The organism is Streptomyces sp. AC558_RSS880, from assembly GCF_019049255.1.
Classification (GTDB): Bacteria; Actinomycetota; Actinomycetes; order Streptomycetales; family Streptomycetaceae; genus Streptomyces.
Map to the genome: position 1 here is coordinate 100,556 of NZ_JAGMUJ010000031.1, position 25,966 is coordinate 126,521.

The following is a 25,966-nucleotide window of genomic DNA, read 5'->3' on the forward strand; positions in this document are numbered from 1 at the left end:
ACATGCGGGGGGTGACGGGCCGTGTGAATCTGGTCGGGCAAGTTCCCCCACCCCACAACGGGAGTGAACCCACATGGGTATGAAGGACCAGTTCCAGGAGAAGTCCGAGCAGTTCCAGCAGCAGGCCAGGCAGCGTGCCCAGCAGGGCAAGGAGCAGCTGCAGAACCGCGGCCGCCGGCGGGACGAGGACACGGACGAGCAGCGGCGTCGACGGGAGTCCGAGGAGCGCTTCGACCAGGACTACGACGTCTGACGTCGAGCGCTGAGGACGTCTGAACGCGTCTGAACGCGTCGTGCGCTGCAGTGGAAGGGGTGCCCTATGGCGAAGGGGCACCCCTTCTCACGTCCGGGGCGGCAGCTTCGGCCGGGAGCGGTCGGGCACGTCGCGGTAAGTCGGAGGCGTCGCCGGGGGGTTGGACTCCAGCAGGTCCAGGGCGAGCCGTACCGCGTCGTCGAGCACCGCGTAGCGGCCCTCGGCCCAGTCCAGCGGGGTGCGCAGCGCCTCCAGGTCGGGGGTGACGCCCTTGTTCTCCACGGACCAGCCGTACGCGTCGAACCAGGCCGCGTTCATCGGCACCGTGATCACCGTGCCGTCGCCGAGCCGGTGCCGGCCGGTCATGCCGACCACCCCGCCCCAGGTGCGCTGGCCCACCACGGGGCCCAGCCCGAGCAGTTTGAACGCGGCGGTGATCATGTCGCCGTCGGAGCTGGTCGCCTCGTCCGCGAGGGCCACGATCGGTCCGCGGGGGGCGTTGGAGGCGTACGAGACGGGCTGGGCGTCGCGGGTGAGGTCCCAGCCGATGATGGTGCGGGTCAGCTTCTCGACGACGAGTTCGCTGATGTGGCCGCCGGCGTTGCCGCGCACGTCCACGATCAGCGCGGGGCGTGACATCTCCATGCGCACGTCGCGGTTGAACTGGGCCCAGCCGGAGCCGCCCATGTCGGGGATGTGCAGATAGCCGCACCGGCCGCCGCTCAACTCCCGTACCACCGCGCGGCGTTTGGCGACCCAGTCCTGGTAGCGCAGCGGTGTCTCGTCGATGAGGGGCACGACGGCGATCCGGCGGGGCGGGCCGTCGCTCCCGGCGGGGAGGAACGTCAGCTCCACCGTCGTACCGCCCGCGCCGGCGAGCAGCGGATAAGGGCCCGTGACCGGGTCCACCGGGCGGCCGTCGACGTGGGTGAGGACCGCGCCCTCGCGGATGCCGGCGCCGGCCAGCGGGGAGCGGGCGCGGGAGTCGGAGGAGTCGCCGGGCAGGATCCGCTTGACGGTCCAGCCTTTCTCGCGGGGGGCGAGGTTGGCGCCGAGCAGGCCCTGGCGGCGCTGGTAGTGCGGGGGGCCCTCGTTGCGGCGGGCGGCGGTGACATAGGCGTGGGAGGTGCCGAGTTCGCCGAGCACCTCGCGCAGCAGGTCCGCGAACTCGTCGGGGGAGGCGACCCGTTCGACCAGCGGGCGGTACTGCTCCAGGACCGCGTCCCAGTCGATGCCGCACATGTCCGGTTCCCAGAAGTAGGCGCGGATCAGCCGCCCGGCCTCCGCGTACGCCTGGCGCCACTCGGCGGCCGGGTCGGCCTCGTGCAGGATGCGGCGGGAGTCGATCCACACCGTGGAGTCGCTGTCGCCGGGCTCGGTGGCGGGCACCGCGCGCAGCTCGCCCTCGTCGACCACGACCAGCCGGGTGCCGTCACCGCTGACCGCGAAGAAGTCCAGGTCCGCGACGAGTTCGGACTTCTTCGCCTTGCCGATGCCGAAGTGCTCCAGGGTCGGGCGGCCGCTGACGTCGTTCGGGTTGGCGAAGGTCTCGCCGAGCGCGCCGGAGATCGGCCAGCGCAGCCACACCAGACCGCAGCCCGCGACCGGGTACAGCCCCGAGTACTTGGAGGCGGCCACCGGGAAGGGGGTGACCCTGCTCTCCAGGCCCTCCGCCTCGACGGTCACCGTGCCGCCCTCGCTGCCCTCCTCGGCCTCCTCGCGCTCGACCGGGTCCAGCCCTCCGGCGGCAGGGCGGCCCTCGGGGTTCAGCGCGAACGGGGAGGGGGTCGCCGAGGACAGCGGCACCAGGTACGGGCGGCAGCCCAGCGGGAAGGAGAGGTCGCCGGTGTGCACGTCGTACACCGGGTCGAAGCCGCGCCAGGACAGGAAGGCGAGGTAGCGGCCGTCACGGGTGAAGACCGGGTTCTCGTCCTCGAAACGGCCGTTGGTGACGTCGAGGACCAGCCGGTCCTTGATCCGGGCGAGCTTGATCTGCCGCAGCGACCGCCCGATCACCGGATGGGACCAGGCCAGCCAGGCCCCGTCGGGGGAGAAGGCCAGGTCGCGCACCGGCCCGTTGCCGGAGTGGATCAGCTCGGTGACCTCTCCCTGGCCCTCTTCGCCGGTGTCGACCAGCAGCAGCCGTCCGTCGTGCGCGGCGACGGCCAGCCGCTGCCCCTCCGGGTCGGCCGCCGTCTCCAGCACCCGGCCCAGCTTCCCGGCGGCCAGCCGCCGGGGGGCGCGCTGGCCGGTCGCCCGGGGCAGGGAGGCGATCTCGATCGCGTCCTCGCCCTCGGCGTCCGTCACGTACGCCACCTGGTCGCCCGCGCCGAGCATCTCCGGCAGCCGGACCCGTACGCCCGGGGTGTCGGTGAGGGTGCGCGCGGGACCGTCGCGGTGGGTGAGCCAGTACAGGCTGCCGCGTACGACGACGGCGCTCGCGCGGCCGGTCTCGTCGACCGAGATGCCGTCGAGGTGGCGGGCGGCGGGCACCTGGTAGGGACGCCGCCCGGAGCGCGGCCCGCTCAGCGTCACGTCGAGGCGGCGCGGGGCGGCGCCGGGGGACAGGTCCTCCACGAGCCACAGGTCGCCGGCGCACTGGTAGACGACCCGGGTGCCGTCGCTGGCGGCGTGCCGGGCGTAGAAGGAGTCGTGGTCGGTGTGGCGGCGCAGGTCGGAGCCGTCGTACGCGCACGAGTACAGGTTGCCGACGCCCTCGTGGTCGGAGAGGAAGGCGATCCGGCCGGCGACGAACATGGGGGAGTGCAGATGGCCGTCGAGGCCGTCGAGGAGCCGGTGTCCGTGCAGCCAGAGCCTGCCCGTGGCGCCGCCCCGGTAGCGCTTCCAGGAGGCCGGTTCGTGCGGCGGGGTGCCGGTGAGCAGCAGCGACCTGCGTTCCCCGGCGATGTCGGCGACCTGGATGTCGGAGACCGGGCCCCAGGGCAGTTTGCGGCCGGGGCTGCCGTCACAGGCGAGCTTGTAGGCCCAGGTGAAGTACGAGAAGGGCTCGCCGTGCGAGGCGACGGCGAGGATCTCGGCGTGGCCGCCCTCGTCGGGGGGCGCCCAGCCGCAGACCCGGGTGTCGGAGCTGCCCCAGTAGGTGAGGCGCCGGCCCGGTCCGCCGTCCACCGGGACGAGGTGCACCTCGGGGTCGAGGCTGCGCCAGCTCGTGTACGCGATGTGGCGACCGTCGGGGGAGAAGCGGGGGTGGCCGAGCTTGGTGCGGTCGACGGTGAGCCGCCAGGCGCGGCCGGGGCCGTCGAGCGGGGCGAGCCAGAGGTCGTCCTCGGCCACGAAGCACAGCAGGTCGTCCTTGAGGTGGGGCAGACGCAGATAGCTCACCCTTCCCATGCTTTGCCGGGGCCAGGACCCCGGCAACTTATGAGTAACCGACAACCGTGACGCAGACCACGAACGAAACCGTTTCGTTTCGTTAGCGAGGTGGGGTACCTTCGTCCTGTACGAAACCGTGTCGTTCCTTTGACGCGGCGGACACCGGAGCGGGAAGGTGAACGGTATGAGCGAAGTAGCGACGACGCGTCGAAGCCGGATCACCCCCGAGCGCGAGGCCGAGCTGTACGGGGCCGTGCTCGACCTGCTCCGCGAGGTCGGCTACGACGCCCTCACCATGGACGCCGTGGCCACCCGCACCCGGTCCAGCAAGGCCACCCTCTACCGCCAGTGGGGCGGCAAGGCCGAGCTGGTGGTGAGAGCGATGCGCAGCCAGAAGCCCGGCGGCATCGCCGACATCGACACCGGGACCCTGCGCGGCGACCTGCACACCATCGTCGGCCGTGAGGACGACTGCGCCATGGAACGGAACGCCGCCCTGATGCGCGCGCTCGCCATGGCCGTCCACATGAACGACGATCTCCGCCAGGCGTTCAAGGAACTCCTGGTCGAACCGGAGATGGAGGAGTTCCGGCGGATGATCCGGCGCGCGGTCGACCGGGGCGAGATCAGCCCCGGCAACCCGGCGCTGGACTACATGGTGCACATGCTCGTCGGCGCGTTCGCCACGCGGACGCTGATCGACGACCTGCCGCCCACGCGGGAGTTCCTCACCTCTTACATCGACGCCGTGGTGCTCCCCGCCCTCGGCGTGCCCACTCCCTGACCGTCCCCACGGTCAGCCACCACCTGACGTCACCGCTCACGTCGTCGGGCTGATTCCACCTGCCCCGAAGCAACCACGACCTGACCGGGAGTACGCCCTCGTGGCCACTTTCCTCTATCGACTCGGCCGGTTCGCCTTCAGGCGACGGCATCTCGTAGCCCTGTTCTGGGTGGCGCTGCTGGCGCTCGCGGGCGCCGGCGCCGCCAGTGCCCCGGCGGCCGGCAACTCGTCCTTCTCCATCCCCGGCACCGAGGCCCAGAAGGCCTTCGACCTGCTGGAGGAACGCTTCCCCGGCTCCAGCGCCGACGGGGCGACCGCACGCGTCGTCTTCAAGGCACCGGCCGGCGAGAAGATGACCGACGCCGACCACAAGAAGACCGTCCAGGACACCGTCGACACCCTCGGCGGCGGCTCCGAGGTCGCCGGCGTCACCGACCCGTACCAGGGCGGCGGCGTCAGCGAGGACGGCACCATCGCCTACGCCTCGGTGACCTACAAGGTCTCCGGCATGGAGCTGGAGGACGCCTCCCGCGACGCCCTGGAGGGCGCCGCCGAGGACGCCCGCGACGCCGGGCTGACCGTGGAGATCGGCGGTGACGCCCTCCAGGCCGTCCCGCACACCGGAACCGCCGAGATCATCGGTATCGGCGTCGCCGCGGTCGTCCTCGTCATCACCTTCGGCTCGCTGCTCGCGGCCGGACTGCCGCTGCTCACCGCCGTCATCGGCGTGGGCATCGGGGTCTCCAGCATCACCGCGCTGGCCAGCACGCTGGACCTCGGCTCCACCACCTCCATCCTGGCCAGCATGATCGGCCTCGCGGTGGGCATCGACTACGCGTTGTTCGTCGTCTCCCGCTACCGGGCCGAACTGGCCGAGGGCCGCGAACGCGAGGAAGCGGTCGGCCGGGCCGTCGGCACGGCGGGCTCCGCGGTGGTCTTCGCCGGACTGACCGTCGTGATCGCCCTGGTGGGCCTGTCGGTCGTCAACATCCCGATGCTGACCAAGATGGGCATCGCCGCCGCCGGCACGGTCGCCCTCGCGGTCCTGATCGCCCTCACCCTGATCCCCGCCCTGCTCGGCTACGCGGGCCGCCGGATCCGTCCGGCCGGCGAGAAGAGCAAGCTGCTCGGCGGTGGCCGCGCCGCGAAGAAGCCGCAGCGCCCCAACATGGGCACCCGCTGGGCGAGCTTCGTCGTCCGCCGCCCGGTGGCCGTCCTGCTGCTCGGCATCATCGGTCTGGGCGCCGCGGCCGTCCCGGCGGCCTCACTGGAACTGGGCCTGCCCGACGACGGCTCGCAGCCGACGTCCACGACCCAGCGCCGCGCCTACGACCTGCTCTCCGAGGGCTTCGGCCCCGGCTTCAACGGCCCGCTGGTGGTCGTGGTCGACGCGAAGGGCAGCGACGACCCGCAGGCCGTCTTCCAGCAGGCCGGCGACGACATCAAGGGCCTCGACAACGTCGTGAACGTCAGCCCGGCACAGCCCAACAAGGCCGGCGACACGGCGACGATCACCGTCGTCCCCGACGCCAAGCCCTCCTCGGTGACCACCGAGGACCTGGTGCACGACATCCGTGACACGGGCGCGGACATCCAGGCCGACACCGGCGCCGACGTCCTGGTCACCGGCGCCACGGCGATGAACATCGACGTCTCGCAGAAGCTCAACGACGCGCTGGTGCCGTACCTGGTCCTGGTGGTCGGCCTGGCCTTCCTGCTGCTGATCGTGGTGTTCCGCTCGATCCTGGTCCCGCTGAAGGCGGCCCTCGGCTTCCTGCTGTCCGTCATGGCGGCCCTCGGCGCGGTCGTCGCGGTCTTCCAGTGGGGCTGGCTGTCCGGCCTGATGGGCGTCGAGGAGACCGGTCCGATCATGTCGATGATGCCGATCTTCATGGTCGGCGTGGTCTTCGGACTGGCCATGGACTACGAGGTGTTCCTCGTGACCCGGATGCGGGAGGCCTACGTCCACGGCGAGAAGCCCGCCCAGGCCGTGGTGACCGGATTCAAGTACAGCGCGCGGGTGGTGACCGCGGCGGCGGTCATCATGATGGCGGTCTTCTCCGGCTTCATCGGCTCCAGCGACTCGATGGTCAAGATGATCGGCTTCGGCCTCGCGGTCGCCGTCCTCTTCGACGCGTTCGTCGTCCGCATGGCGATCGTCCCGGCGGTACTGGCCCTGCTCGGCGAGAAGGCCTGGTGGCTGCCGAAGTGGCTGGACCGCGTCCTGCCCAACGTGGACGTCGAGGGCGAGGGCCTGCGCACGGAGGGCGGTCCGAAGGAGGAGGACCGGGAGCTCGTACGGGCCTGACGGCCTGAACGAGCAGACAGAACCAGCCGGTGAGGGCTCCGTGGGGACGGGGCGCCCTCACCGGCTTTCCTTCTGCGGCCGGGGCCGCGGGGGTTTCGGGACCCCGTGTCAGGTGTCGTGGACCGTGGAGCGGTGTCCGAGGGGAACGACCCAGACCATCAACCCCCGTTGTCGATCGTGTAGATGACGCGGTGATCGCCGACACGGAGCCGGCGCCGGTCCGGCTGGGAGACGAGCGCCGTGGTGTGGAAGCCGAGCGGGTCGGTTTCCGGTTCCGTCGGTGTGACCAGGATCCGGAGCGCCATGTCCCGGGGGATCTCCCGGAGCTCTGCCTGAGCCTCCGGCCGGAAGACGGCGCGGTACTTACTCCTCACTGCGCTCCAGCGTCTCCCTCATGACGTCCTCGATCGGGACGGCGGACTTCGGGGACGCGGAGTACACCGTGGCCTGAGCCGGCCGCCGCGTTTCCGTCAGGCACGGGAGGGTGCACGGGCGCGGTGTGAGGCGCACCCTGGAATGAGAGATTCCGGAGGTGATCGTCATGATGCACACCGCAGTGGGATGGCACGTGGACCTGGAGTTCGAGGAGGACGACCGGCAGACGCGCGCCGCCGCGATGGTCCGGCTGCCCGACGGGACCGAGGTACGGGCCCACGGCCACGCGAGCCGGCACCACACCGACGCGAATCAGCCACGCGTCGGGGAGGAGATCGCCGGCGCACGCGCGCTGAACGAACTCGCCATGCAGATGCTGACCAAGGCGCACGGCGAGATCGACGACGCGTCGGGCCGCATCTCGCACCCGATCCACGTCTAGACGGGCAGTCAGGGCGTCAGGGACTGCCGTACCGCCCGTATCAGCGCCTGGGCCCTGGGGTCCGCCGTCACCGTCTTGCGGAAGCCGTTGGTGACATAGCCGAAGGCGACGCCCGCCTCCGGGTCGGCGAAGCCGAGGGAGCCGCCGCGGCCGGGGTGACCGAAGGAGCCCGGGGCCAGGAAGGGGGAGGCGCCGCCGTGCAGCATGTAGCCGAGCCCGAAGCGGGTGTTGACGACCAGCACCCGGTCGGGGCCCGCCGACTCCTCGGCGCGGGCGAGTTCGACGGTGGCCGGTGCGAGGAGGCGTATGCCGTCGACCGGGCCGATGAGTGAGGCGTAGAAGCGTGCCAGCCCGTCCGCCGTCGCGATCCCGTTGGCGGCGGGCAGGGCCGCCGCGCGGAACACCGGGTCGTTCTGGTCCGGGAAGGGCGTGATCGCCGCGAAGGCGCGGCGGGTGAGGGAGGACGGGTCGGCGTAGGCGTCGGTGACCGAGCGCTTGGGGCGGGCGTGGAGCGTCCCGGACGGCGCGGGCGCCTCGATCCTGCCGACCGTGCCGACGCGGTGGGCCTGCGCGTCCGGCAGCCCCACCCACAGATCCAGGCCCAGCGGCCCGGCGATCTCCGACGCGATCCACTCGCCGGAACCCCGGCCGGTCACCCGGCGCACCAGCTCGTCGACCAGCCAGCCGTAGGTCAGCGCGTGGTAGCCGTGGTCGGTGCCCGGCTCCCACACGGGAGCCTGCGCGGCGACCGCCCCGGCGGCCCGCACGGGGTCGGCCGCCTCGTCCGGGGTGAGCGGACGGTCGAGGACCGGGAGCCCGGCGCGGTGGTTGAGCACGTGCCGGACCAGCAGCCGCTCCTTGCCGTGCGCCTTGAACTCCGGCCAGTACCGGCCGACCGGCGCGTCCAGGTCCAGCTCGCCGCGCTGGTGCAGCAGCAGGAGCACGGCGGCGGCGACACCCTTGGTCGCCGAGCGCACGACCTGCGCGGTGTCCCGCCGCCAGGGCTCGGTGCCGTCGACGTCCTTCACCCCGGCCCACAGGTCGACGACCTTGCGCCCGTCCCGGTACACGGCGACGGCCGCGCCCCGGTCCCCGAGCGCCTCGAAGTTCCGCGCGAACGCCTCCCCGACCGGCTCGAAGCCCTCGGCCACTGTGCCGTGCACGTCGACGTCCACGTTCCTGTCGGTCCTTCCACTCGCCTGTGACACTCGCCTGTGACAGTGCGTGCAACAGCGCCGCTCCGCCTGCGATTCCTGGGCGGCGGCGACCGAGCGCGATCGTTACGAACGGCCCGGCGCGGCCGGTACCGAGCGCGGATCGAAACCGTACGGCAGCTCCAGACGGTGCGCGCGCATCAGGGCGTCGTCGGCGAGCAGTTCCGCGGTGGCACCGTCCGCCGCGATCACGCCGTCGCTGAGGACCAGCGAGCGCGGGCACAGTTCGAGGGCGTAGGGCAGGTCGTGCGTGACCATCAGGACGGTGACGTCCAGGGAGCGCAGGATGTCGGCGAGTTCGCGGCGGGAGGCGGGGTCCAGGTTGGAGGACGGCTCGTCCAGGACCAGGATCTCCGGCTCCATCGCGAGGACGGTCGCCACGGCCACCCGGCGCCGCTGGCCGAAGGAGAGGTGGTGCGGCGGGCGGTCCTTGAACTCCGCCATGCCGACCCGGTCCAGCGCCCGGTCCACCCGCTCCTCCAGCTCGGGCCCCCTGAGCCCGGCCGCCGCCGGACCGAACGCCACGTCCTCGCGCACCGTCGGCATGAAGAGCTGGTCGTCCGGGTCCTGGAAGACGATGCCGACCCGGCGCCGGATCTCCGCCATGTGCCGCTTGCCCACGGGCAGCCCGGCCACCGTCACCGTGCCGGTGCCGCCGGTCAGGATGCCGTTGAGGTGGAGGACGAGGGTGGTCTTGCCGGCGCCGTTCGGGCCGAGCAGCGCGACCCGCTCGCCGCGCGCGATCGAGAAGTCGACGCCGAACAGGGCCTGGTGGCCGTCGGGGTAGGCGAAGGCGAGGCCGGAGACCTCGAGGGAAGCAGTACTCACAAGGTCCATCCCAGCAGACAGACGACGAGGGCGGCCGAGGGGAGGGCGAGGGCGTACGACCACTGCGCCCGGTCCGCGGTCACCTCGTCGATCACCGGCATGGAACCGGCGTACCCCCGGCTCACCATGGCCAGGTGCACCCGCTCGCCGCGTTCGTAGGAGCGGATGAACAGCGCGCCCGCCGACTTGGCGAGGACGCCCCAGTGCTTCACCCCGCGTGCCTCGAAGCCGCGGGACTCGCGGGCGATCCGCATGCGCCGCATCTCGTCGGTGATGACGTCGCCGTAGCGGACCATGAAGGAGGCGATCTGCACCAGCAGCGGCGGGAGCCTCAGCCGCTGGAGGCCGAGCAGCAGTTCGCGCAGCTCGGTGGTGGAGGCGAGGAGGACCGAGGCGGCCACGCCCAGGGTTCCCTTGGCCAGCACGTTCCAGGCGCCCCACAGTCCGTTGACGCTCAGCGACAGCCCGAGGACGTCGGTCCGCTCGCCCTCCGCCACGAACGGCAGCAGGACGGCGAAGGCGACGAACGGGACCTCGATCAGCAGCCGCTTGAGCAGGAAGCCGGCCGGGACGCGGGCGGTGTACGCGACGAGGGCGAGCAGCCCGGCGTACACCGCGAACGCCCACATCGCCTCGCGCGGGGTGGACACCACGACCAGGACGAAGGCGAAGACCGCGGCGAGCTTGGTGTGCGGCGGCAGGGCGTGCACGGGGGAGTGGCCGTGCCGGTAGAGCTTGTGCGCGTGGCCCGCTCCCATGTCAGACGCTCGTGCCGGTGGGGGACGCGGCGTCGGCCGGCTCGTCCGTACGGCGCCTGCGGACCGCCCAGAACACGCCGGTGCCGGCGACGACCGTCACGCCCACGCCGATCACGCCGGCCAGACCGCCGGAGAGGCGGGCGTCGTCGACGTCCTCGACGCCGTAGTCGGCGAGCGGGGAGTCGGCGATGGCGTGCTCCTCGGCCTTCTCGTCCATTCCGTGGTCGGTGGCGACCTTCTCCAGGCCGTCGGGGTTCGCGGAGGCGTAGAAGCTGACGAACCCGGCGAGGACCAGCGAGGTGACCAGGCCGGTGATCCAGACCTTGCGCGGGGAGCGGGCGGCGACGGGCTCCGGCTCCGCCGCCGGGGTGTCCGGGGCGTCGACCAGCTCGCCGTTCACCCGCAGCTTGAGCTGCTGCCGCAGCCCGCGCGCCCCGTGCACCAGGTCCGGGCGGACGGCGATGACCGCGCCGACGGTCAGGGCGGTGATCACGGCCTCGCCGATGCCGATGAGGACGTGCACGCCCACCATGGCGGTGACGACCTTGCCGAGGGAGACCTCGGTGGTGCCGCCGATGGCGTAGAGCAGCGTGAAGACGATCGCGGAGGCCGGGACGGAGACCAGCGCGGCGACGAAGGACGCGGCGGTCGCCGAGCGGCGGGTGCGCGGCAGCACCTTCACCAGGCCGCGGAAGAGCGCGTAGGCGACGATCGTCGTGGTGATCGCCATGGTGGTGATGTTCACGCCGAGCGCGGTCAGCCCGCCGTCGGCGAAGAGGACGGCCTGCATCAGCAGGACGACGGAGACACAGAGGACCCCGGTGTAGGGGCCCACGAGGATCGCGGCGAGGGCGCCACCGAGCAGATGTCCGCTGGTCCCCGCCGCGACGGGGAAGTTCAGCATCTGCACGGCGAAGATGAACGCCGCCACCAGCCCGGCCAGCGGGGCCGTGCGCTCGTCGAGTTCCCGGCGCGCGCCGCGCAGGCTCACGGCGATCGCGCCGGCGGCGACGAGTCCGGCCGCGGCGGACACAGGGGCGTTGATGAATCCGTCAGGTGCGTGCACGGACTCGATGATGTGGCCTGTTGCAAACGCTGCGCAAGAGCGAGCGGCTTGTTTTACCTCACGCATACCTCATCTGTGATATACGCCGCTCGGACGCGCGAATTCCGGTTTCGGTGCACGATTGAACGGGGGGCGGGTATACGGCTTACACGCCTTTCATGCACATTGACGCAGCGTAAGGGGCCACCGATGTCCGTGGTAGAGCAGTACGCGCGAGCCCACATCGTCACCGACGACCTGGAAGAGGACCGCGGAGCGGTACCCGTGGTACTGCGCTACGACCCCGAACGAGATCCCCTCTGCGTCCGCGTGGAGCTCCCGGGCGCCGCGCCCCGAGAGTGGTTCGTCGACCGGGAACTGCTGGAACAGGGCCTGCTCGCCCCCACGGGCAGGGGCGAGATACGGGTGTGGCCGTGCGGCCGGGTCCAGGCCGTGGTCGAGTTCCACACCGCGCAGGGCGTGTCGGTGGTGCAGTTCGAGACGAAGACCCTGACCCGGTTCCTGCGGCGGACCTACGCGGCCGCCGCCGAACCCGTCCCGCACTGACCCCCGGCCTCCGGCTGCTCAGCCGGCGCTCTTCAGGAGCGCCGCCACGATCGGTCCGGCCGTCGAACCGCCGTGGCCGGCCTTCTGGACCACGCCCGCCGCCGCCAGGTCCCCGCGGTACGCGGTGAACCAGCCGTTGGGCTTCTTCTGCCCGTCGACCTCGGCCGACCCGGTCTTGGCGCCGGTCTGCCCGCTCACCCCGGCCATCGCCTCCGCCGCCGTGCCGTAGGCCGCGGTGTACGACATCAGCTCCCGCAGCTGCGCCAGCGTGCCGGCCGACAGGGTGCGCGAGGCCGTCGCCAGCTTCCGTCCGTCGACCTCGGGGGAGACCAGGTACGGCTGGCGGAAGACGCCCGACTGGACCGTCGCCGACACCGACGCCATGTTCAGCGGGTTCATCCGCACCCCGCCCTGGCCGATCAGGGAGGCCCCCATCGGGGCCGCCGACTGCACCGGCACCGAGCCGTCGAAGGTCGGCACGCCGACCTGCCAGTCGTTCCTCCCCAGCCCGAACACCTCCTGGGCCTGCTTGGTCAGGTCGTCGTCCTTCAGCTCGGGCGCCTGGCTGATGAAGGCCGTGTTGCAGGAGCGGGCGAAGCTCGCCTTGAACGTGCCGTCCTTGATCTCGAACTTGTCGTCGTTCTGGAACTTCCAGCCGCCGTAGCTGAAGTACTTCGGGCACGGGTGCTGCTCGTCCATCGAGGCGAGCCCCTTCTCGATCAGCATCGAGGCGGTGATCACCTTCATGGTGGAGCCCGGGGCCAGTGAACCCTGGAACGCGACGTTGAAGCCGCGCGAGGAGTTGGCCACCGCGAGGATCTCGCCGGTCGACGGGCGCAGCACCACCACCGACGCCTGCTCCTTCTTCGCCACCTGCGCCTCGGCGGCGGCCTGCAGGGAGGGGCTCAGCGTGGTCTTCACCGTGCCGGGCGTGCCCTCGCTCAGCTCCAGCAGCGTCTTGTCGGACAGCTCCGCCTTCTTCGACGCCTTGCCGCGGACGATCCGCAGCTCGACGCCGGCCTCGCCGCCCGCCTTCTCGCCGTACTTCTCGCGCAGCCCGTCCAGCACCGTCCCCAGGGACGGGTACGCGGCGGTGGTCAGCTCGTCGCCGTCCCGGTCCAGCGCCTTGACCGGCGGGGTGCCCGCCTCGCCGGTGACCAGCTTGTCGCCGTCCCTGAGGTCGGGGTGCACGACGGCCGGCTGCCAGGCCACCCGCGGCTCACCGTCCCCGGCCCCGCGTACGACGGTCAGCGCGCTGTCGTACGCCAGCGGCTTGCCGGTCTCCTCGTACGACACCGTGCCCTTGACGGCGAAGGGGACCTTGTCGCCGGCGGGGGTGCCGGCGGTGAGGGCGACGTCCTTGATCCGGGCGTCCTCGGCGTAGGCGGTGAGCAGGGCGGCCGCGGCCTTCGGGTCGTCGGTGGCGGCGGCCGCCTCGCTCACCTTCCCGTCCTGCCAGGCGGTGAGGAAGCGCTCGGCCGCAGCGGTGACCTCGTCGGCGGACAGCGGGCCGGTCCTCACCTCCCGCGCGGAGGACGTCCGCGTGCCGTCCTCCGCGGCGGCACCGCCGCCGAGCAGCGCGTAGGCGCCGAACCCGGCGCCGCCGACGACCACGGCGATCACTCCGCCGAGCACGACGGGCCTCGTCCTCCGCCCCTCGGCGGCGTTCCTTCTGTTCTTCCCCACTGCTTCCCGTTCCTCCGCTGTCCGCCGGACTCCCCGTGGCCCTCGTGGCGCTCACGTGTGCCAACGACGGCCACCACCCTAGAGTCCCGCCCCGCGCGCGGTGCGATCAGCCGCCCGCTCGTAGCACGGCTGCGACAATCGGCCCGGCCGCGTCGCCGCCGTGGCCGCCCTGCTGAGCCATGGCCGCCGCCGCGACGTCGTTGCGGAAGCCGGTGAACCAGCTGTCGGAGGTGGCGTTGCCGTCGACCTCGGCGGAACCGGTCTTCGCGCCGATGTCACCGCCGCCGAGCCCGGACATGGCCTCCTGGGCGGTGCCCTGGGTGGCGGTGAGCCGCATCATCTGCTTGAGCTGGGCGGCGGTGCCCGCCGGGAGCCCCTTGGCCTGCGCCAGCTGCCGGCCGTCGAGGTCGGGGGAGACCAGGTACGGCTGGCGGAAGGCGCCGGTGATCGCGGTGGCCGTCACCGAGGCCATGTTCAGCGGGTTCATCTGCACCTGGCCCTGGCCGATGGCGTTCGCCGCGCGGTCCGGTCCGGCGACGGCCGGGACGCTGCCGTCGAAGGAGGCGATGCCGGTCTTCCAGTCGTCCCGGCCGAGCCCGAACCGCTCCTGGGCCTCCTGGGTGAGCGAGGCGTCGGTGAGCGGCTCCTCGTCGATGAGCTTGATGAAGGCCGTGTTGCAGGAGCGCAGGAAGCTGTCGGCGAGGCTGGCGCCCTCGTTCGGCTTCATGCCGGTGATGTTCTTGAAGGTCTGGCTCCGCATGACTGCGGTGGACGGGCAGGGCGCCGGGCCGTTCATCGAGGTCACGCCGTTGTCGATGAGCATGGCGGCGGTGATGATCTTCATGGTGGAACCGGGGGCGACCTGGCCCTGGAAGGCCGCGTTGAACCCGTCGTCGCGGTGGTTGGCCACCGCCAGCACCTCACCGGTGCTCGGCTTCACCGCCACCACCGACGACTCGGCGTACTGCTGCACCGCCTTCTCGGCCGCGGCCTGCACCCCGGCGCTGAGGGTGGTGCGCAGCTTGCCCGGCTCGCCCTCGGCGAGGGTCAGCAGCGGGGTGTCGGCGGCCGGCTCGCCCGTGGCGCCCTCGGCGTGCCTGATCACCAGCTCGACGCCGGGGGTGCCGCCCGCCTTCTCGCCGTACTTCTGGCGCAGGGTGTCCAGGATCGGCCCGAGGGAGGGGTACTCCTCCTTCGTCAGCACCGTCCCGTCGCGGTCCACCGCCTCGATGGGCGGCTGCGCGGACTCCCCGGTGACGAGGGTGTCGCCCTCCTTCAGGTCCGGGTGGACGACGGAGGGCTTCCAGTCGACCAGCGCTCGCCCGGTGGTCTGCCCGCGCACGACGGTCAGCTCGCTCTTGTAGCTCAGCGCCTCGGACTTCCCGTCGAAGGAGACGGTCGCCTTCACGGTGAACGGCACGGTGGTCCCGGCGGCCGTACCGGGCGTGATCTCGACGTCGCCCACCCGGGCGTCGTCGCCGTACGCCGTCAGCAGCGCGCCGGCTTCCTCGGCGTTGTTCGTGTACGACGCCGCCTGGGATGCCTCCCCCTTCTCCCAGGCCGCGAAGAAGCTCTTGGTGGTCTCCTCGACCTCCCCCTCGTCCGGCGGCCCCGACTTCTTCGTCGTCGCGGCGCTCGAGCCGCTGCCCCCGTCACCGCTCACGGCCGACACGATGTTGTAGACGCCGTACCCGGCCCCGCCCACCATCACCGCGAACACACCGCCGATGACGGCGGTCTTGACCCCCTTGCCCATCGGACGCTCCCCCTCCGCCGGACCCCCCACGCCTTGTGAACGTGTTCAAAAAGCCCGGTGAGTGAGCACCCTATGCGCAGACAGTGACAACCGGGTCGGCTGTTTCCGTTTGTTGTCCGAACAGAGATCCGCCCGGACACCGGAACGGCTCACACCCAGGTGTCCAGCCACATCCGCGCCCGCCAGTCGTCGATCGGGATCGTCTGGCCGGTGTAGATGGGCCAGAAGTAGATGAAGTTCGCGTGATCCGGCCCCGTAGGGCCCCGACCAGGACGTTCGTCTCTGGCCGGGGCCGGATCAGGCAGCTTGGGCCGTCCCTGGGCCGTGATCTTGAGGATTCGACGCCAGATAGAGGCTGTCGACCGCCTTCCGGGTGCGCCCCTCACTGCTCGGCATCAGGTGCGTGTACGTCCGGAGCGTGAACCCCGGATCGCTGTGACCGAGGTACTGGCTCAGGGCCCGGATGTTCTCGCCGGCGTCCAGCAGAACGGAGGCGTAGAAGTGTCTGAGCGCGTGCATCCCGTGCTCACGCGCGGACGCGTAGCGCTCGCCCGGCTTCGCCTCGGGGATGACGCCGGCGGCGGCCAGGGCGGGCTTCCAGTGGTGATCATTGAAGACGCTCACGCGCACGTGGTTGCCCTCGACTCCGCTGAAGATGAGTCGCTTGGTCACGAGAGGGCCGTCCGGCGTACGCCACGGAAGCGTCACGTCGATCGGTTCGCACTCCTTGGCGTGGTCCCGGAGCACGGTCGCCACAGCCTTGGGAAGCGGTACGTCCCGGACCTTGCCGCCCTTGGGGAGGGCGAACACGTACTTGCCCCGGATGCGCTTGAGTTGATGGCCCACGGCCAGCCATCCGCCCTCGAAGTCGAGTTCGTCGATGGCCAGACCGAAGATCTCGCCCTGTCGCAGTCCGCATCCTGCCCCGGCATCTACGGCGGCCTGGTAGCGCCGGGGGAGGGCGGTGCGCACTCCGAAGACCTGCTCTGCCGTCCACGGGACGACGCGCGGCTTGCCGGCCTTCGGGAGCTGCACCGTGCGGGCCCGGCAGGGGTTCTTGTTGAGTAGCCCGTCGTCGACCGCCGCGCTCAGCGCCGCGGAAACGGTGCCCACGATGATGCGGCGGTGCGACTCCGCCGGCACCGTGGCTTCAAGGGCGGCGATCCAGGCGCGGATGTGCTCGGGCTTGAAGGAGCCGAGCGGGCGCGAGCCGATGTGGGGGTAGGCGTGCAGCCGGAGCCGACGCTCCGCGGCCTCACGGCTGTTGATCTCGCCGGTGTGCGTCTGCACCCAGCGTTCCGCGTACTGCCGGAACGTCGTCCGGGAGGCTCGCGGGTCGACGTACTGACCGCGCGACATGTCCGCCTCGATGTGCGCGAGCCACTGCTTGGCGAGCCGCAGCTCCTTGTCACGGAACGACTTGCTCTTCTCGGTGCCGTCCGGGCCGACGTACCGGGCGCGGTAGCGGAGGCCCGTTCCGTGACGGTCGGTCTTGGCCTTGACGGGCTTCCCGTTGGCGTCGGTTTCGGTCTTGTACCAGCGGTCTTGGATGTGGCCTGCCATGGGGCGGCGGTCCTCTCTCAACACACAGCAGGGAGAGCCGCACACGGCGGCTCTCCCTGCTGTGTGCGGTGGTGTCTGGCTAGGCGGCGGTGGCGCTGTTCTTGAGGCCGGTGACGTAGTCACGTACGTCGGTGGGGTCGTAGCGGAGGTGCTTGCCGATGCGGAAGCCGGGCGGGCCTGTGCGCTTCTTGCGCCACTGGTAGACGGTCTCCAGGGGCACCTCGAACATCTCGGCGATGTCGGCGGGGGTGAGGTACCGGTCGGGGAGGCCGCCGCGGAGGGTGGCGCGGGGGTCGGGGTCTGTCGGCTGTGCCATAGGGACTCCAAGCGGGGAGGGCATGGCCGCCTCTGTCCGAGGTGCGGAATTCTGCGTCATCGCGTCACCTGTGACACGCGTCGCTCTGACCTGCTGTTTCGCGGTGACGTAGGGCTTCTGGGCACGTCATGTGGTGACGCAGGTCTTCGTCACCGGATGACGCGGGTGACACGGGATGACGCAGCCTCCGCCTGCCTGCGTCACCGCTGTAGCGGCAGGTCGCGGGGTGTTTTCCGTTCCCGGCTGACGCAGGTGACGCAGCGTCCCTTTCCTTCGGACAAGAGAAGGGGGTGTCTGTTGTGGTGCGCGGTTCAGAACATGAAGAAGGAGCCGCTTCGCGGCGCGACCATCGCAGGGCGGCTGCGCCGCCGAACAGCAAGAGGAGCACGCCGGGCGGGGGTGCTCCTCTTGCTTGTGCAGGGGCGTGATGCCGCCGGTCAGAACGCCGGTGCCTGCTCGTGCGGGGGCGGCGGGGCCGGGGGCCGGGTCATCTCGATGTAGCGGGCCGTGCTGGTGCGGCCCCAGTCGATGAGGACGCCGCGGGCGGCGAGGGTGGGTTGAAGGCGCTTGAGGCGGTCCGAGAGCACCTTGCCCGTGGTCGGCCACCCCTTGGGCAGGGGACGGCACTCCTCACCGCCGTAGAGGCCGGTGAGGCAGTGCAGCCACTCGGTGGACGTCATCCGCTGCTCCGCCCCGGCGTCCAGGCCGGCGGCGTACTTCAGCACGGTCTGCGCCAGTAGGTCGCCCTCGATGACGTCGTCGTTCAGGTCGTCCAGGGCGGCCCGGTAGGCGCCCAGCGCTCCGAGACCGGTCGCTGCGTCCAGCTGCGCGCACAGATGGGCGAAGTCGGCCATGCGCAGGTCGGTGGGGATGTCCGCATCCGCCGCGCGCACCTGCACGGTGAGGTCCAGGAGGGAGCCCAGGATCACGGGTAGGGCCTCTTCGAACTCCGCCCACAGCTCCGCTTCGGTGCGCCGGGTATGAGGGCGTTCCAGGCGGAGCGGCAAAAGCCGTTCGGCGAGGTCGGGCCGGATGACGCCCACGTCGATGCCGGTCAGCAGTAGAGGGCGGCGGTAGCGGGCGCGGACGACGTCCCCGTCGGTGTAGAGGGCGCGCTTGATGGTCTCGGCACCGGTGACGATGCAGCACATCAGGTCGGACAGATCCGGGGCGAGGTGAGAGAGGTTGTCCAGGGCGGTGACCCATCCGGCGGCCACAGCCGCGATCAGGTTCTCCTCGTCCTTCGGTGCCCGGCGCAGGTCGCCAGTCATGCCCTCGATGATCCGCACGAGCATCCGGCCGCCGGTGGACTTCCCCGCGCCCTGCGGGCCGGTGAGGAACGGGGCGGGCACGGGCACGGACGGCTCGAGGCAGCCGATGAGCCAGGTGATGGCCAGGCACTCGGTCTCGGCGGTGGCGAAGTTGCACAACCGCAGCAGGGCGTCGATGCCCTTGCCATCGGTGTCCTTGGCGGGCAGGGGCAGTTCCCCGGTGAGCTGGGTGCGCCGCCAGCACACCTCACGCGGGTCGGGAATGGTGATGTCCCAACCGGTGGGGTGGATACGGACCGACCGTCCGTCGTCGCGGCCCAGGTCCAGCCATGTCGCGCCGTCGAAGCCGGGGGCGACGCGGATGTGGACGGGCTGTACTTGCTGGCTCATCGCCAGTGCCTCGATCAAGTCCAGTGCCTCTTTCAAAGCGGTGCCGTTGAACACGCCGTGCCCGTCGTTGAACAGGCCGACCATGAGTTCCTGCCGGTGACTGCCCGAGGTGCCCTGGGAGCGGATCGGACGGGCCACGGGGTGGCCGTTCCTCTGCGCGTACACGGTCCCGTCGGCGGTGCGGAAGTACCGGAAGTGCGCCTGCGCGTAGTTGGCGATGACCTCGCGGGCGGGAGTCTTCTCGTCGTCGGACATGGTCACAATCCCAACGTCGTGCGGGCGTTGGTCCACGCGTCAGTGCAGTGCCGCAGCGTCTCGCCCTTGGCCTGCGCGGCGGTGAACAGCCGTGTCATGTGGGCGTCGGTGAAGCAGCCGCACCGGCCGTGCCGGGACAGCACGGCGAGGAACGTCCGGTACACGGTCGCGTGGACCGCACTGCGGGCCTCGGTGATGCACTGCTCCGCCATGGCGATGCCACGCTCCAGATAGGCGGGTGTGCGGTGCGGGCACTCCCCACCCTCGGACCGTGCGGGCATGGCGACGGCCTGCAGTGTCGGCCGAACCGGGGAGTGATCCTTGGTGGCCAGCGCGCGGACGACGTCCGGCAGGACGGTCATGGTGCCGGCGCCGGGTCCGAGGTAACGGGCGTAGGACATGGCCGACTTGATGTCGACGCCGGGACGCACCGCGTTGTGTGACGTCATGGTGCCCCAGTAGATCCAGTGCTCACCGCGCGTCGTCGCCACGGTCCGCGTGGCGGGCAGGGTCTCGCGGGCCCATGCGATGGCGCCCGCGTCGTCCAGGTCCACCACGGTCAGGCCTGCGCCGCCGGGGTGGTAGGCGACGGAGACGGCCCGCCGCCATACGGCCGTCCAGGCCGGGGAGGCGAGGACGTCCGGGTCGGTGGTGGCGGCGGCCCATGCGTGGCAGACGCCGGGGCACTGGCACGGGCCAGCGCTCTTCATGTTCGGCCGGCCGCCGCACACGTTGCCCGCGCACCGGTGGCAGTTGCCGAACGGCACCTTGCCCTGGCGCAGGGGCAGTACCGGCACCCCGGTAGCGGCCAGCTCCAGCGCGGTCCGCAGTGGTTCGGGCAGCTGCGGCTGTGGGCCGGGCACTCGCCGGACGGTGGTGGGTTGGGTCATGCTGGGAGACCTCCACAGGTCAGTTGGATGGCTGGTGGGCAAGGGCGGCCCCGGTTCTTGGCGGAAGGGGGCCGCCCTTGGCATAGCTAGGTGCCGGGAGTGGTCGGAGTAACACCGGGGATTCGGTGCGGAGCGGTGCGCCAGAGAAGCACCGTTAATGGATCACCCGCGCGGGTAGAGCACCGGTACTTTTTCGGGGGGCTGATGGACGAGATCTTCGGGATGATCGCGACGATCGGTGTGGTTGTGTCATTGCTCGTGTCGAGTTGGCAGACGCGGGAATTGACGCGGCAAACGGCGATCAATAACGGCGTGGCTGGCGTGTCCGCCATGTACAACGGGATGGAACGGCTGCACCACATCGAGAGCCTCATTGCCGCAGAACCGTGGTTGTACGGTCACTTCTACGGCGGTGCGTCGCTTCCCGATGACGAGCACCAGCGGGCCCGTGTTCTCACCATCGCGGGCATGCTCGCCGATGTGGTGGACTACGGCCTCGTGATCACCGAAACCAATCCCGATATCAAGTTCTACGTAGGGTGGCGCGACTTCGCTTTGTCTCTCCGGCGTACCTCTCCGGCGATTGTTCATCTGATTGATGAGCGTCCGTTGTGGTGGGCCGCACTGGACAAGTACTGGGCTGAACATCCAGAACCGAGCGCGTAGCTCACCCGAACTTGTTGCGCTTGAACGTCGCTTTGCGGATGTTGACCGTGGTGCCGCCCTTGTGGCCGCTCGCGCTGAGGGCCTGGACGGCGATCCAGCCGCCGAAGATGACGGCGGCGAGGGTGATGAGCTGGGTGACGAACGCGGTGAGCGCGGCGATGAACGAGGTGAGCAGGAGCAGTCCGCCGCACACCGCGAGGAAGCCGACGCCTCCGAGGGCGACGTTCACTGCGGTGCGGGAGACAGCCGGCTTCGCGGCGACCGGGGCGGGCTGCGGGTGCTCGATCGCGTAGCCGGTGACGATCCGGCCGTCCGGCAGGATGATGCTCGCCACCACCGGAACCGTGCCCGGCTGGACGGGGGCGACCGGTGCCGGGTGGGTGACGGAGGGCGGTATCGGGGTGGGCTGGTAGGCGATCACGGCCCGTTCGGCGGGCGCGTGACGCGCGGGTTCGGAGTGCATGCGGAATCCCTTCCGTCGTCGGGTCAGGGAGGCGGAGACACCCCCTTCGGGATGCCGTGCGGAGGGGTGTTTCGGGGGTCTGACCTGCGGGCCTCCCTGACTCCCTGAACGATCATTCACGCAGGTCAGAGCCAGGGAGGCGGGTCAGGGAGGGGTTCAGGGAGTTCTCCCTGTCTCCCTGACCCGCCGGGGGTCGGCTCCCTGCCGTCAGTCGGCGGAAGCGGAACCCTCGCTGTCGCGGTTGGCGAGGGCGCGGGCGACGCGGTCGCGGGCGACGACCATGACGCCGTCGGACTTGTACGGCCCGGCGCCGGCGTCGTCCAGGACGCGCTTGAGGTCGAGGAACGACCAGCCGCCGTACGCGCCGGCGTTGCGTGCGGCGAGCCGCGCCAGCACGTCCTTGGTGCGGACGCGGGGTGCGTCGCCGATGATGGCGGCGATGTCGGCGAGCGGGTCGTGTTCCTCGGTCCGCTCGATGGCGTGCAGGGTGGTGACGCCGTCGCGCAGGGCCTTGGCCCGGTCGGTGATGGCCCTGGCGGCGTCGTCGATGTAGTGCGTGCGCACCGTGATGGACGACTGTCCGGCCGGGATGGTGATCCCGTCGGAGGCGACGACCAGGGTTCCCCGGTCCAGGCCGGGCCGGAGGAGGTTCGGTGCGGCCCCGCCGTCGACGGCCTTGTCCCCCAGCGCCATGCGGGCCTGCGACTCCGTGCCGAGGGCGAGGGACGCGCGGGTGTGGGCGCCCTCGCGCACGAGCTTGGGCAGGTTTTCGTTGGTGGGGTCCTGGGTGCCCTGCCACATCAGGACGTTCACCGCTCGCCCCTGGTTGTGGATTTTGCGGACGGCCATGAAGTACCGGGAGTTGGCCTTGGACCCGCCGTACGGGCGCTTGTCGGCGTCCTTGGCCGGGCACATGAATGCCACCTGCGCCTCGTCGACCAGCACGATGAGCGGCGGGAACGTGGTGCCGGGCGGGGCCTGGATGCGGCGGTTCATTTCGTCCACCGCGCCTTCGACCATCTCGGTCACCTGGATCACGTGCTCATCCGTTGGGCCCTGGATCAGGGTGGTGGCGAGCCCGTCGAACATGGCCCAGTCGCCCACACCCTTGAGGTCACCGATGAGGAACTGCACCGACCGGTCCAGCGACAGCCACAGGGCCAGCGAGCGCAGGGCCACGGTCTTGCCCTGGTTCGACAGACCCGTGATCAGCAGGTGGCGCTGGTAGAGGGACAGTGCGGCGGCGTCGCCGCGCAGGTCCTGCCCCCACGGGGCCTTGCCCTTGGCGTAGTCGGCGGTCATCGTGTCGTCGGTGACCAGCGGGGAGGGGCCGATCGGCTCATCCAGCGCCCCGGAATCGGCGATCCACAGCCGCACCGTTCGTGCGGCCTGCGGGATGGTGATGAACACCTCGTGCTCATGCCGGGTCAGGTTCTCGGCGAGCTTGCGGCGCTTGTTCTGCACCTCGTTGGTCGACACCCCCGAGGGAAGCGTGACGTCGACCTCCACGCCGCATCCGGCGATGGTGATCGGCCCGAGCATGGACGCGCCGGCGTCGCCCATCTCCTTGATAGCGCGGGCCAGCGCGGGCACCCCCAGGTCTCGGAGGGCCTTGACCACGATGGACGGGGTGATCGGCTCACCCTCGCCCGAGCGGACGTTCGCGGGCAGGGCCCACGCGGGTGCGGCGTGCTGCTTGCGGCCGATGGACCACAGGGCGAGCAGGGCGAGGAACAGGCCGATGGTGAGGGCCGGGCCCCATACCACCTGGACGATCCGGATCAGTAAAGCGATGAAGTCGATGGTGGCCGACAGCGGGGTGACCACGTGCCCGGCGTCCCCGGTGCTGATGGCCATGACGATGCCGAGGGCGACCAGCAGACCGATGCTCATGCCGGCGCCCACGGCCACGCCCTTGGCGGCGTCGACCGGGGAGTGCAGGAGGTCCATGCGGCGGTGGTGGCGGGCGGCGCGGAAGCGCTGCAACCGCTCCTCCCACTCCTCCGCCGCCTCGAGGTTCCCCGCGGCCTCCGCCGCCCGGATCATCCGCTCGTACCGGGAGCCGGTGCGGCCGTCCCAGGTGCGGCGGGCCACGATCCGCCCGCCGTTGAACGTGTAGAGGCTGTGCCGGACCACGGAGCGGCCGGCCGATCGGGTGCGTTCGTGCATGACGGCGGTCTTCACCGCGCGCCCGGAGCGCACCCACAGCGGCACCGGCCGCGCGGGCGGCGCGTCGGGGACGACGGTCAGGGTGGTCACGGTCGCCGTGTCGGCGGGCGGGTCGGTGTGCTTGTGGAAGGGGACGACGTTCTCAGACATGCTGGGAGATCTCCTGACTGCCCCCTATGGGGGCGGGAGTAAAGGGAGAGCCGGGGTGGCCATGTCCGTGGAAAGAGGCGGTCACCCCGGCGGGGAAGGGTTGGCTGGTCACCACCAGCCGGACGACTTCTTGGCGGCCTTGGTGCGGGCGGTCTCGGTGACGATCCGCTGCCGCTCCGCGTGCAGGGCGGACAGTTCCGCCGTCAGCCGCATCTCGGCAGTGCTGCCGGTGGACTCGATCTGCTGGTCCGCGCGGCCGGTGCTGCGGCCCCGCATGGTGCGGTAGGCGCCGCCGGCCAGGGCGCGGGTCATGGCGCGGCGCTCGCGGCCGTTCAGCGGCCACAACTCCCCCCGCCGCACGGCCTCCAACTTCTTCGAGGTCACCCGGATCTCGCGGTCCAGGCGACGCAGGTCAGCACTGCTCACGGGTGCTCCCATCGGACCCGTTCGGGCCGGGGTAGGCGCAGGGCACGCACGTGCCCAGCGCGGCGGAGATGACGTATCCGGCATCGCGCCGGCATGCCGGACACAGGCGTCGGGCAGCGTTCGCCTTGGCCAGCGCCGCCCTGCGGGCCGGGGTCATGGGCCGGACCGGCAGGGCCAGGTCGACGCGGTAGAGGTAGGCGACCAGTGGCCCCCGCCGGCGGCGGGGGCGCTCCAACTGCGCAGCCACGTCCTGCCCACCGGGCCGTAGCCCTTGGGCGCGCAGTTGGCGGCGGGTGGCGTAGCCGTCCGGGGCGAGACGCCACCGGAACACCGGCAGCGCCCCCATCACGCCACGCGTTTCCACGCGGCCCGCAAGCGGACCTCGGAAGCGGAGTGCCCGGCGGCCCGGAAGCGGGCGGCCATCTCCCGGTAGGAGAGGGCGGGTGTTTCGCTGGTGCGGATGCCGTCGACGATGACGTCCAGGGCGTCATCGGTGAGCGCCGGCGCGGCCTCCAGCGAGCGGGCCGCGAGCGGCTCCGTCGGCCCCCACACGGGGAGTTCCCAGCGGGGTGTGACACCGGGCGTGACGCGGGCCGTCACGCTGGTCAACGCCCTGCCAGTCTCCTCACCGGCACGGGCCGTCTCTAGCGTCGACCACGCCCCGGACAACGTCTGCGCGGTCCGCGCCTGGACACGTGCGACGCGCGCCCCGGCCTCCGTCACGGCCGTCAGCCGCGTCTCCTCGGTCGCCGCCTCCGCGCGCAGTCGGGCGCGGGCCACGGCCGCCTCGTCGCGCGCCTCCTGCTGAATCCCCCGGATCGCATCCAGCGCGACCGGGGTGAGCGCGGTGCGCTCCCACATGCCATGGACCAGCCACAGGGCCTTGGCCGCGAGCGGCAGCCACGCCACAGCCAGCCACGCCCCGGCGGAATGCTCGACACTCAGCGCGTGCGCGACCAGAACAGCGGTGGCGAGGACGCCGAACGACCAGCCCACGGCGGTCACCGCCCGGTTGTGGTCGCCCTGCGCGGCCAACCGTCGTTCATAGGCCAGGGTGGCCAGCCAACCGCCGTCGATACCGAGACCCACGACCAGCGCGACCAGCCACGGCATCGCCGCGCCCAGCCACATCACGACCACGGCCAGGGTGAGGACCATGGACACCGCCGTCATCGCGACGGCGGGCAGAACGGTCTTGGCCCTCATGCCACACCCCCGTCCCGACCGCGCACCGCAACGGCCGCGATCAGCACAACCGGGGTGGAGTCGTCGTCGGGGTCCCGGCTGTCCTCCGTCCAGGACCACGCCGCGCCGGGCGCCATCTCGTAGCCGAGGGCGGCCAGCGCCGCCCGGCGCTCCGTCCCGGTGGGCACCGGCCCGGACCGCTCCCACCGGAAGGTCGGCCAGTCCGGCACTCCGTACAGCACGACGTACAGGCGCCACGCCCTGCCGTCGCTCGACATCTGCGCGGTCAGTGTCTTCACGCCGCACCCCCGGGAAGGCTCGCGCCGGCGGTGCCGTTGAGCAGGGCGACGCGGGCGGCCAGCGCGCGGCGGCGGGCCCGGCGGATGCGCCGGTTGTCCAGCTCGGTCGGCGTGCGGTCCAGGGTGACGATGTGCGCGTCCAGCAGGTCGACGTCCGCCAGGATGACGGGCATCTCCTGCTCGATCGCGTCCAGCTCGGCGTTCGTCGGCTCCATGAAGTCGGCGAACGCGGTAACAGCGTCCTGAACAGTGACGATGTGCTCCATTGGGTCGTGTTCCTCTCAGCGGTGGAACGGCCCGAACAGCACCCCCGGAGTTGGCCCTCCGGGGGTGCGCGCCGTTATTGGAGAAAGCCGCGTGTCACACGCGGCGCGACCACTGAGCAGCGGCCGCAGTGCCCCGGACCGGACTCGAACCGGTCGGGTTGCCGTACGGGGCACGCCGGTCTTCTCCGCCTTGTTTCCGACCCCTTCGGGCAGGCGGACCACGGGTTACCGGCAGTTCCCTGTGTGAAGTTCTCAAGGCGCTTGCGCTTCCTTCGAGCCCGTTTCACGGAGCCCTCCGGGCGACATAG

24 protein-coding genes and 1 pseudogene are annotated in these 25,966 nt (G+C 71.3%); 6 read left to right on the top strand and 19 right to left on the bottom strand.

Annotation, left to right across the window (positions count from 1 at the left end; all coding sequences use genetic code 11):
* The first annotated feature begins 73 nt into the window (after window positions 1–73).
* A complete protein-coding gene (locus KUM38_RS14380) occupies window positions 74–253 on the top strand; it encodes a hypothetical protein (RefSeq protein ID WP_217129745.1) in 180 nt (59 codons plus the stop codon).
* Between the two features lie 87 nt (window positions 254–340).
* Here the strand turns inward: KUM38_RS14380 and KUM38_RS14385 are convergent, their stop codons facing one another.
* Window positions 341–3,595, bottom strand: a complete 3,255-nt coding sequence (locus KUM38_RS14385; protein WP_217129746.1) for a S41 family peptidase — start codon at window positions 3,593–3,595, stop codon at window positions 341–343.
* A 175-nt stretch (window positions 3,596–3,770) separates the two neighbouring features.
* Between KUM38_RS14385 and KUM38_RS14390 the strand changes: the two genes are divergently transcribed.
* Complete coding sequence (locus KUM38_RS14390) at window positions 3,771–4,370, top strand: TetR/AcrR family transcriptional regulator (RefSeq protein ID WP_217129747.1); 600 nt, start codon at window positions 3,771–3,773, stop codon at window positions 4,368–4,370.
* A gap of 100 nt (window positions 4,371–4,470) precedes the next feature.
* On the top strand, window positions 4,471–6,678 hold the full coding sequence (locus KUM38_RS14395; protein ID WP_217129748.1) for an MMPL family transporter: 2,208 nt from the start codon (window positions 4,471–4,473) through the stop codon (window positions 6,676–6,678).
* Between the two features lie 108 nt (window positions 6,679–6,786).
* Here the strand turns inward: KUM38_RS14395 and KUM38_RS14400 are convergent.
* Window positions 6,787–7,052 (bottom strand): annotated as a pseudogene (locus tag KUM38_RS14400) (type II toxin-antitoxin system RelE/ParE family toxin).
* Between the two features lie 167 nt (window positions 7,053–7,219).
* On the opposite strand from KUM38_RS14400, the gene KUM38_RS14405 reads away from it, so the two are divergent.
* Window positions 7,220–7,495: a DUF1876 domain-containing protein gene (locus KUM38_RS14405; protein WP_217129749.1), complete on the top strand. Its 276-nt coding sequence runs from the start codon at window positions 7,220–7,222 to the stop codon at window positions 7,493–7,495.
* An 8-nt stretch (window positions 7,496–7,503) separates the two neighbouring features.
* Here KUM38_RS14405 and KUM38_RS14410 read toward each other — a convergent pair whose 3' ends face one another.
* From KUM38_RS14410 to KUM38_RS14425, 4 genes are all read right to left on the bottom strand, one after another.
* Window positions 7,504–8,670, bottom strand: coding sequence for a serine hydrolase domain-containing protein (locus tag KUM38_RS14410; RefSeq protein WP_217129750.1), 1,167 nt, complete (start codon window positions 8,668–8,670; stop codon window positions 7,504–7,506).
* A gap of 105 nt (window positions 8,671–8,775) precedes the next feature.
* Complete coding sequence (locus KUM38_RS14415) at window positions 8,776–9,546, bottom strand: energy-coupling factor ABC transporter ATP-binding protein (protein ID WP_217129751.1); 771 nt, start codon at window positions 9,544–9,546, stop codon at window positions 8,776–8,778.
* Entirely contained in the window at window positions 9,534–10,295 is a 762-nt protein-coding gene (gene cbiQ, locus KUM38_RS14420) for a cobalt ECF transporter T component CbiQ (RefSeq protein ID WP_217129752.1), read from the bottom strand. Before cbiQ ends, KUM38_RS14415 begins: the two co-directional genes overlap by 13 nt.
* A gap of 1 nt (window position 10,296) precedes the next feature.
* The gene (locus tag KUM38_RS14425; protein WP_217129753.1) at window positions 10,297–11,361 is read right to left on the bottom strand and encodes an energy-coupling factor ABC transporter permease; all 1,065 of its coding nucleotides are present in this window, start codon (window positions 11,359–11,361) and stop codon (window positions 10,297–10,299) included.
* A gap of 189 nt (window positions 11,362–11,550) precedes the next feature.
* Between KUM38_RS14425 and KUM38_RS14430 the strand changes: the two genes are divergently transcribed.
* Entirely contained in the window at window positions 11,551–11,907 is a 357-nt protein-coding gene (locus tag KUM38_RS14430) for an SsgA family sporulation/cell division regulator (protein ID WP_217129754.1), read from the top strand.
* Window positions 11,908–11,925: 18 nt separating this feature from the next.
* On the opposite strand, the gene KUM38_RS14435 is transcribed toward KUM38_RS14430, so the two are convergent.
* From KUM38_RS14435 to KUM38_RS14460, 6 genes are all read right to left on the bottom strand, one after another.
* On the bottom strand, window positions 11,926–13,593 hold the full coding sequence (locus tag KUM38_RS14435; protein WP_217129755.1) for a penicillin-binding transpeptidase domain-containing protein: 1,668 nt from the start codon (window positions 13,591–13,593) through the stop codon (window positions 11,926–11,928).
* Between the two features lie 106 nt (window positions 13,594–13,699).
* Window positions 13,700–15,349: a penicillin-binding transpeptidase domain-containing protein gene (locus KUM38_RS14440; protein ID WP_217129756.1), complete on the bottom strand. Its 1,650-nt coding sequence runs from the start codon at window positions 15,347–15,349 to the stop codon at window positions 13,700–13,702.
* Between the two features lie 297 nt (window positions 15,350–15,646).
* A complete protein-coding gene (locus KUM38_RS14445) occupies window positions 15,647–16,912 on the bottom strand; it encodes a site-specific integrase (RefSeq protein ID WP_217129757.1) in 1,266 nt (421 codons plus the stop codon).
* Between the two features lie 79 nt (window positions 16,913–16,991).
* Complete coding sequence (locus KUM38_RS14450) at window positions 16,992–17,228, bottom strand: helix-turn-helix domain-containing protein (protein WP_217129758.1); 237 nt, start codon at window positions 17,226–17,228, stop codon at window positions 16,992–16,994.
* A gap of 437 nt (window positions 17,229–17,665) precedes the next feature.
* The gene (locus KUM38_RS14455; protein WP_217129759.1) at window positions 17,666–19,144 is read right to left on the bottom strand and encodes a virulence-associated E family protein; all 1,479 of its coding nucleotides are present in this window, start codon (window positions 19,142–19,144) and stop codon (window positions 17,666–17,668) included.
* 2 nt (window positions 19,145–19,146) lie between these two features.
* A complete protein-coding gene (locus KUM38_RS14460; protein WP_217129760.1) occupies window positions 19,147–20,034 on the bottom strand; it encodes a bifunctional DNA primase/polymerase in 888 nt (295 codons plus the stop codon).
* Between the two features lie 204 nt (window positions 20,035–20,238).
* On the opposite strand from KUM38_RS14460, the gene KUM38_RS14465 reads away from it, so the two are divergent.
* Window positions 20,239–20,700, top strand: a complete 462-nt coding sequence (locus KUM38_RS14465; protein WP_217129761.1) for a hypothetical protein — start codon at window positions 20,239–20,241, stop codon at window positions 20,698–20,700.
* A gap of 1 nt (window position 20,701) precedes the next feature.
* On the opposite strand, the gene KUM38_RS14470 is transcribed toward KUM38_RS14465, so the two are convergent.
* From KUM38_RS14470 to KUM38_RS14500, 7 genes are all read right to left on the bottom strand, one after another.
* Complete coding sequence (locus KUM38_RS14470; protein WP_217129762.1) at window positions 20,702–21,163, bottom strand: hypothetical protein; 462 nt, start codon at window positions 21,161–21,163, stop codon at window positions 20,702–20,704.
* A 207-nt stretch (window positions 21,164–21,370) separates the two neighbouring features.
* A complete protein-coding gene (locus KUM38_RS14475) occupies window positions 21,371–23,482 on the bottom strand; it encodes an ATP-binding protein (protein WP_217129763.1) in 2,112 nt (703 codons plus the stop codon).
* Window positions 23,483–23,590: 108 nt separating this feature from the next.
* On the bottom strand, window positions 23,591–23,908 hold the full coding sequence (locus KUM38_RS14480; protein ID WP_217129764.1) for a hypothetical protein: 318 nt from the start codon (window positions 23,906–23,908) through the stop codon (window positions 23,591–23,593).
* Window positions 23,895–24,254 carry an RRQRL motif-containing zinc-binding protein gene (locus KUM38_RS14485; RefSeq protein ID WP_217129887.1) on the bottom strand — a complete coding sequence of 120 codons (360 nt, stop codon included), beginning with the start codon at window positions 24,252–24,254 and terminating at the stop codon, window positions 23,895–23,897. The genes KUM38_RS14480 and KUM38_RS14485 overlap by 14 nt, the downstream gene beginning before the upstream one ends.
* The gene (locus KUM38_RS14490; RefSeq protein ID WP_217129765.1) at window positions 24,254–25,114 is read right to left on the bottom strand and encodes a protein spdB; all 861 of its coding nucleotides are present in this window, start codon (window positions 25,112–25,114) and stop codon (window positions 24,254–24,256) included. Before KUM38_RS14490 ends, KUM38_RS14485 begins: the two co-directional genes overlap by 1 nt.
* Entirely contained in the window at window positions 25,111–25,392 is a 282-nt protein-coding gene (locus KUM38_RS14495; RefSeq protein WP_217129766.1) for a DUF6303 family protein, read from the bottom strand. The genes KUM38_RS14490 and KUM38_RS14495 overlap by 4 nt, the downstream gene beginning before the upstream one ends.
* The gene (locus KUM38_RS14500; RefSeq protein ID WP_217129767.1) at window positions 25,389–25,658 is read right to left on the bottom strand and encodes a DUF6284 family protein; all 270 of its coding nucleotides are present in this window, start codon (window positions 25,656–25,658) and stop codon (window positions 25,389–25,391) included. Before KUM38_RS14500 ends, KUM38_RS14495 begins: the two co-directional genes overlap by 4 nt.
* Between the last annotated feature and the right edge of the window lie 308 nt (window positions 25,659–25,966).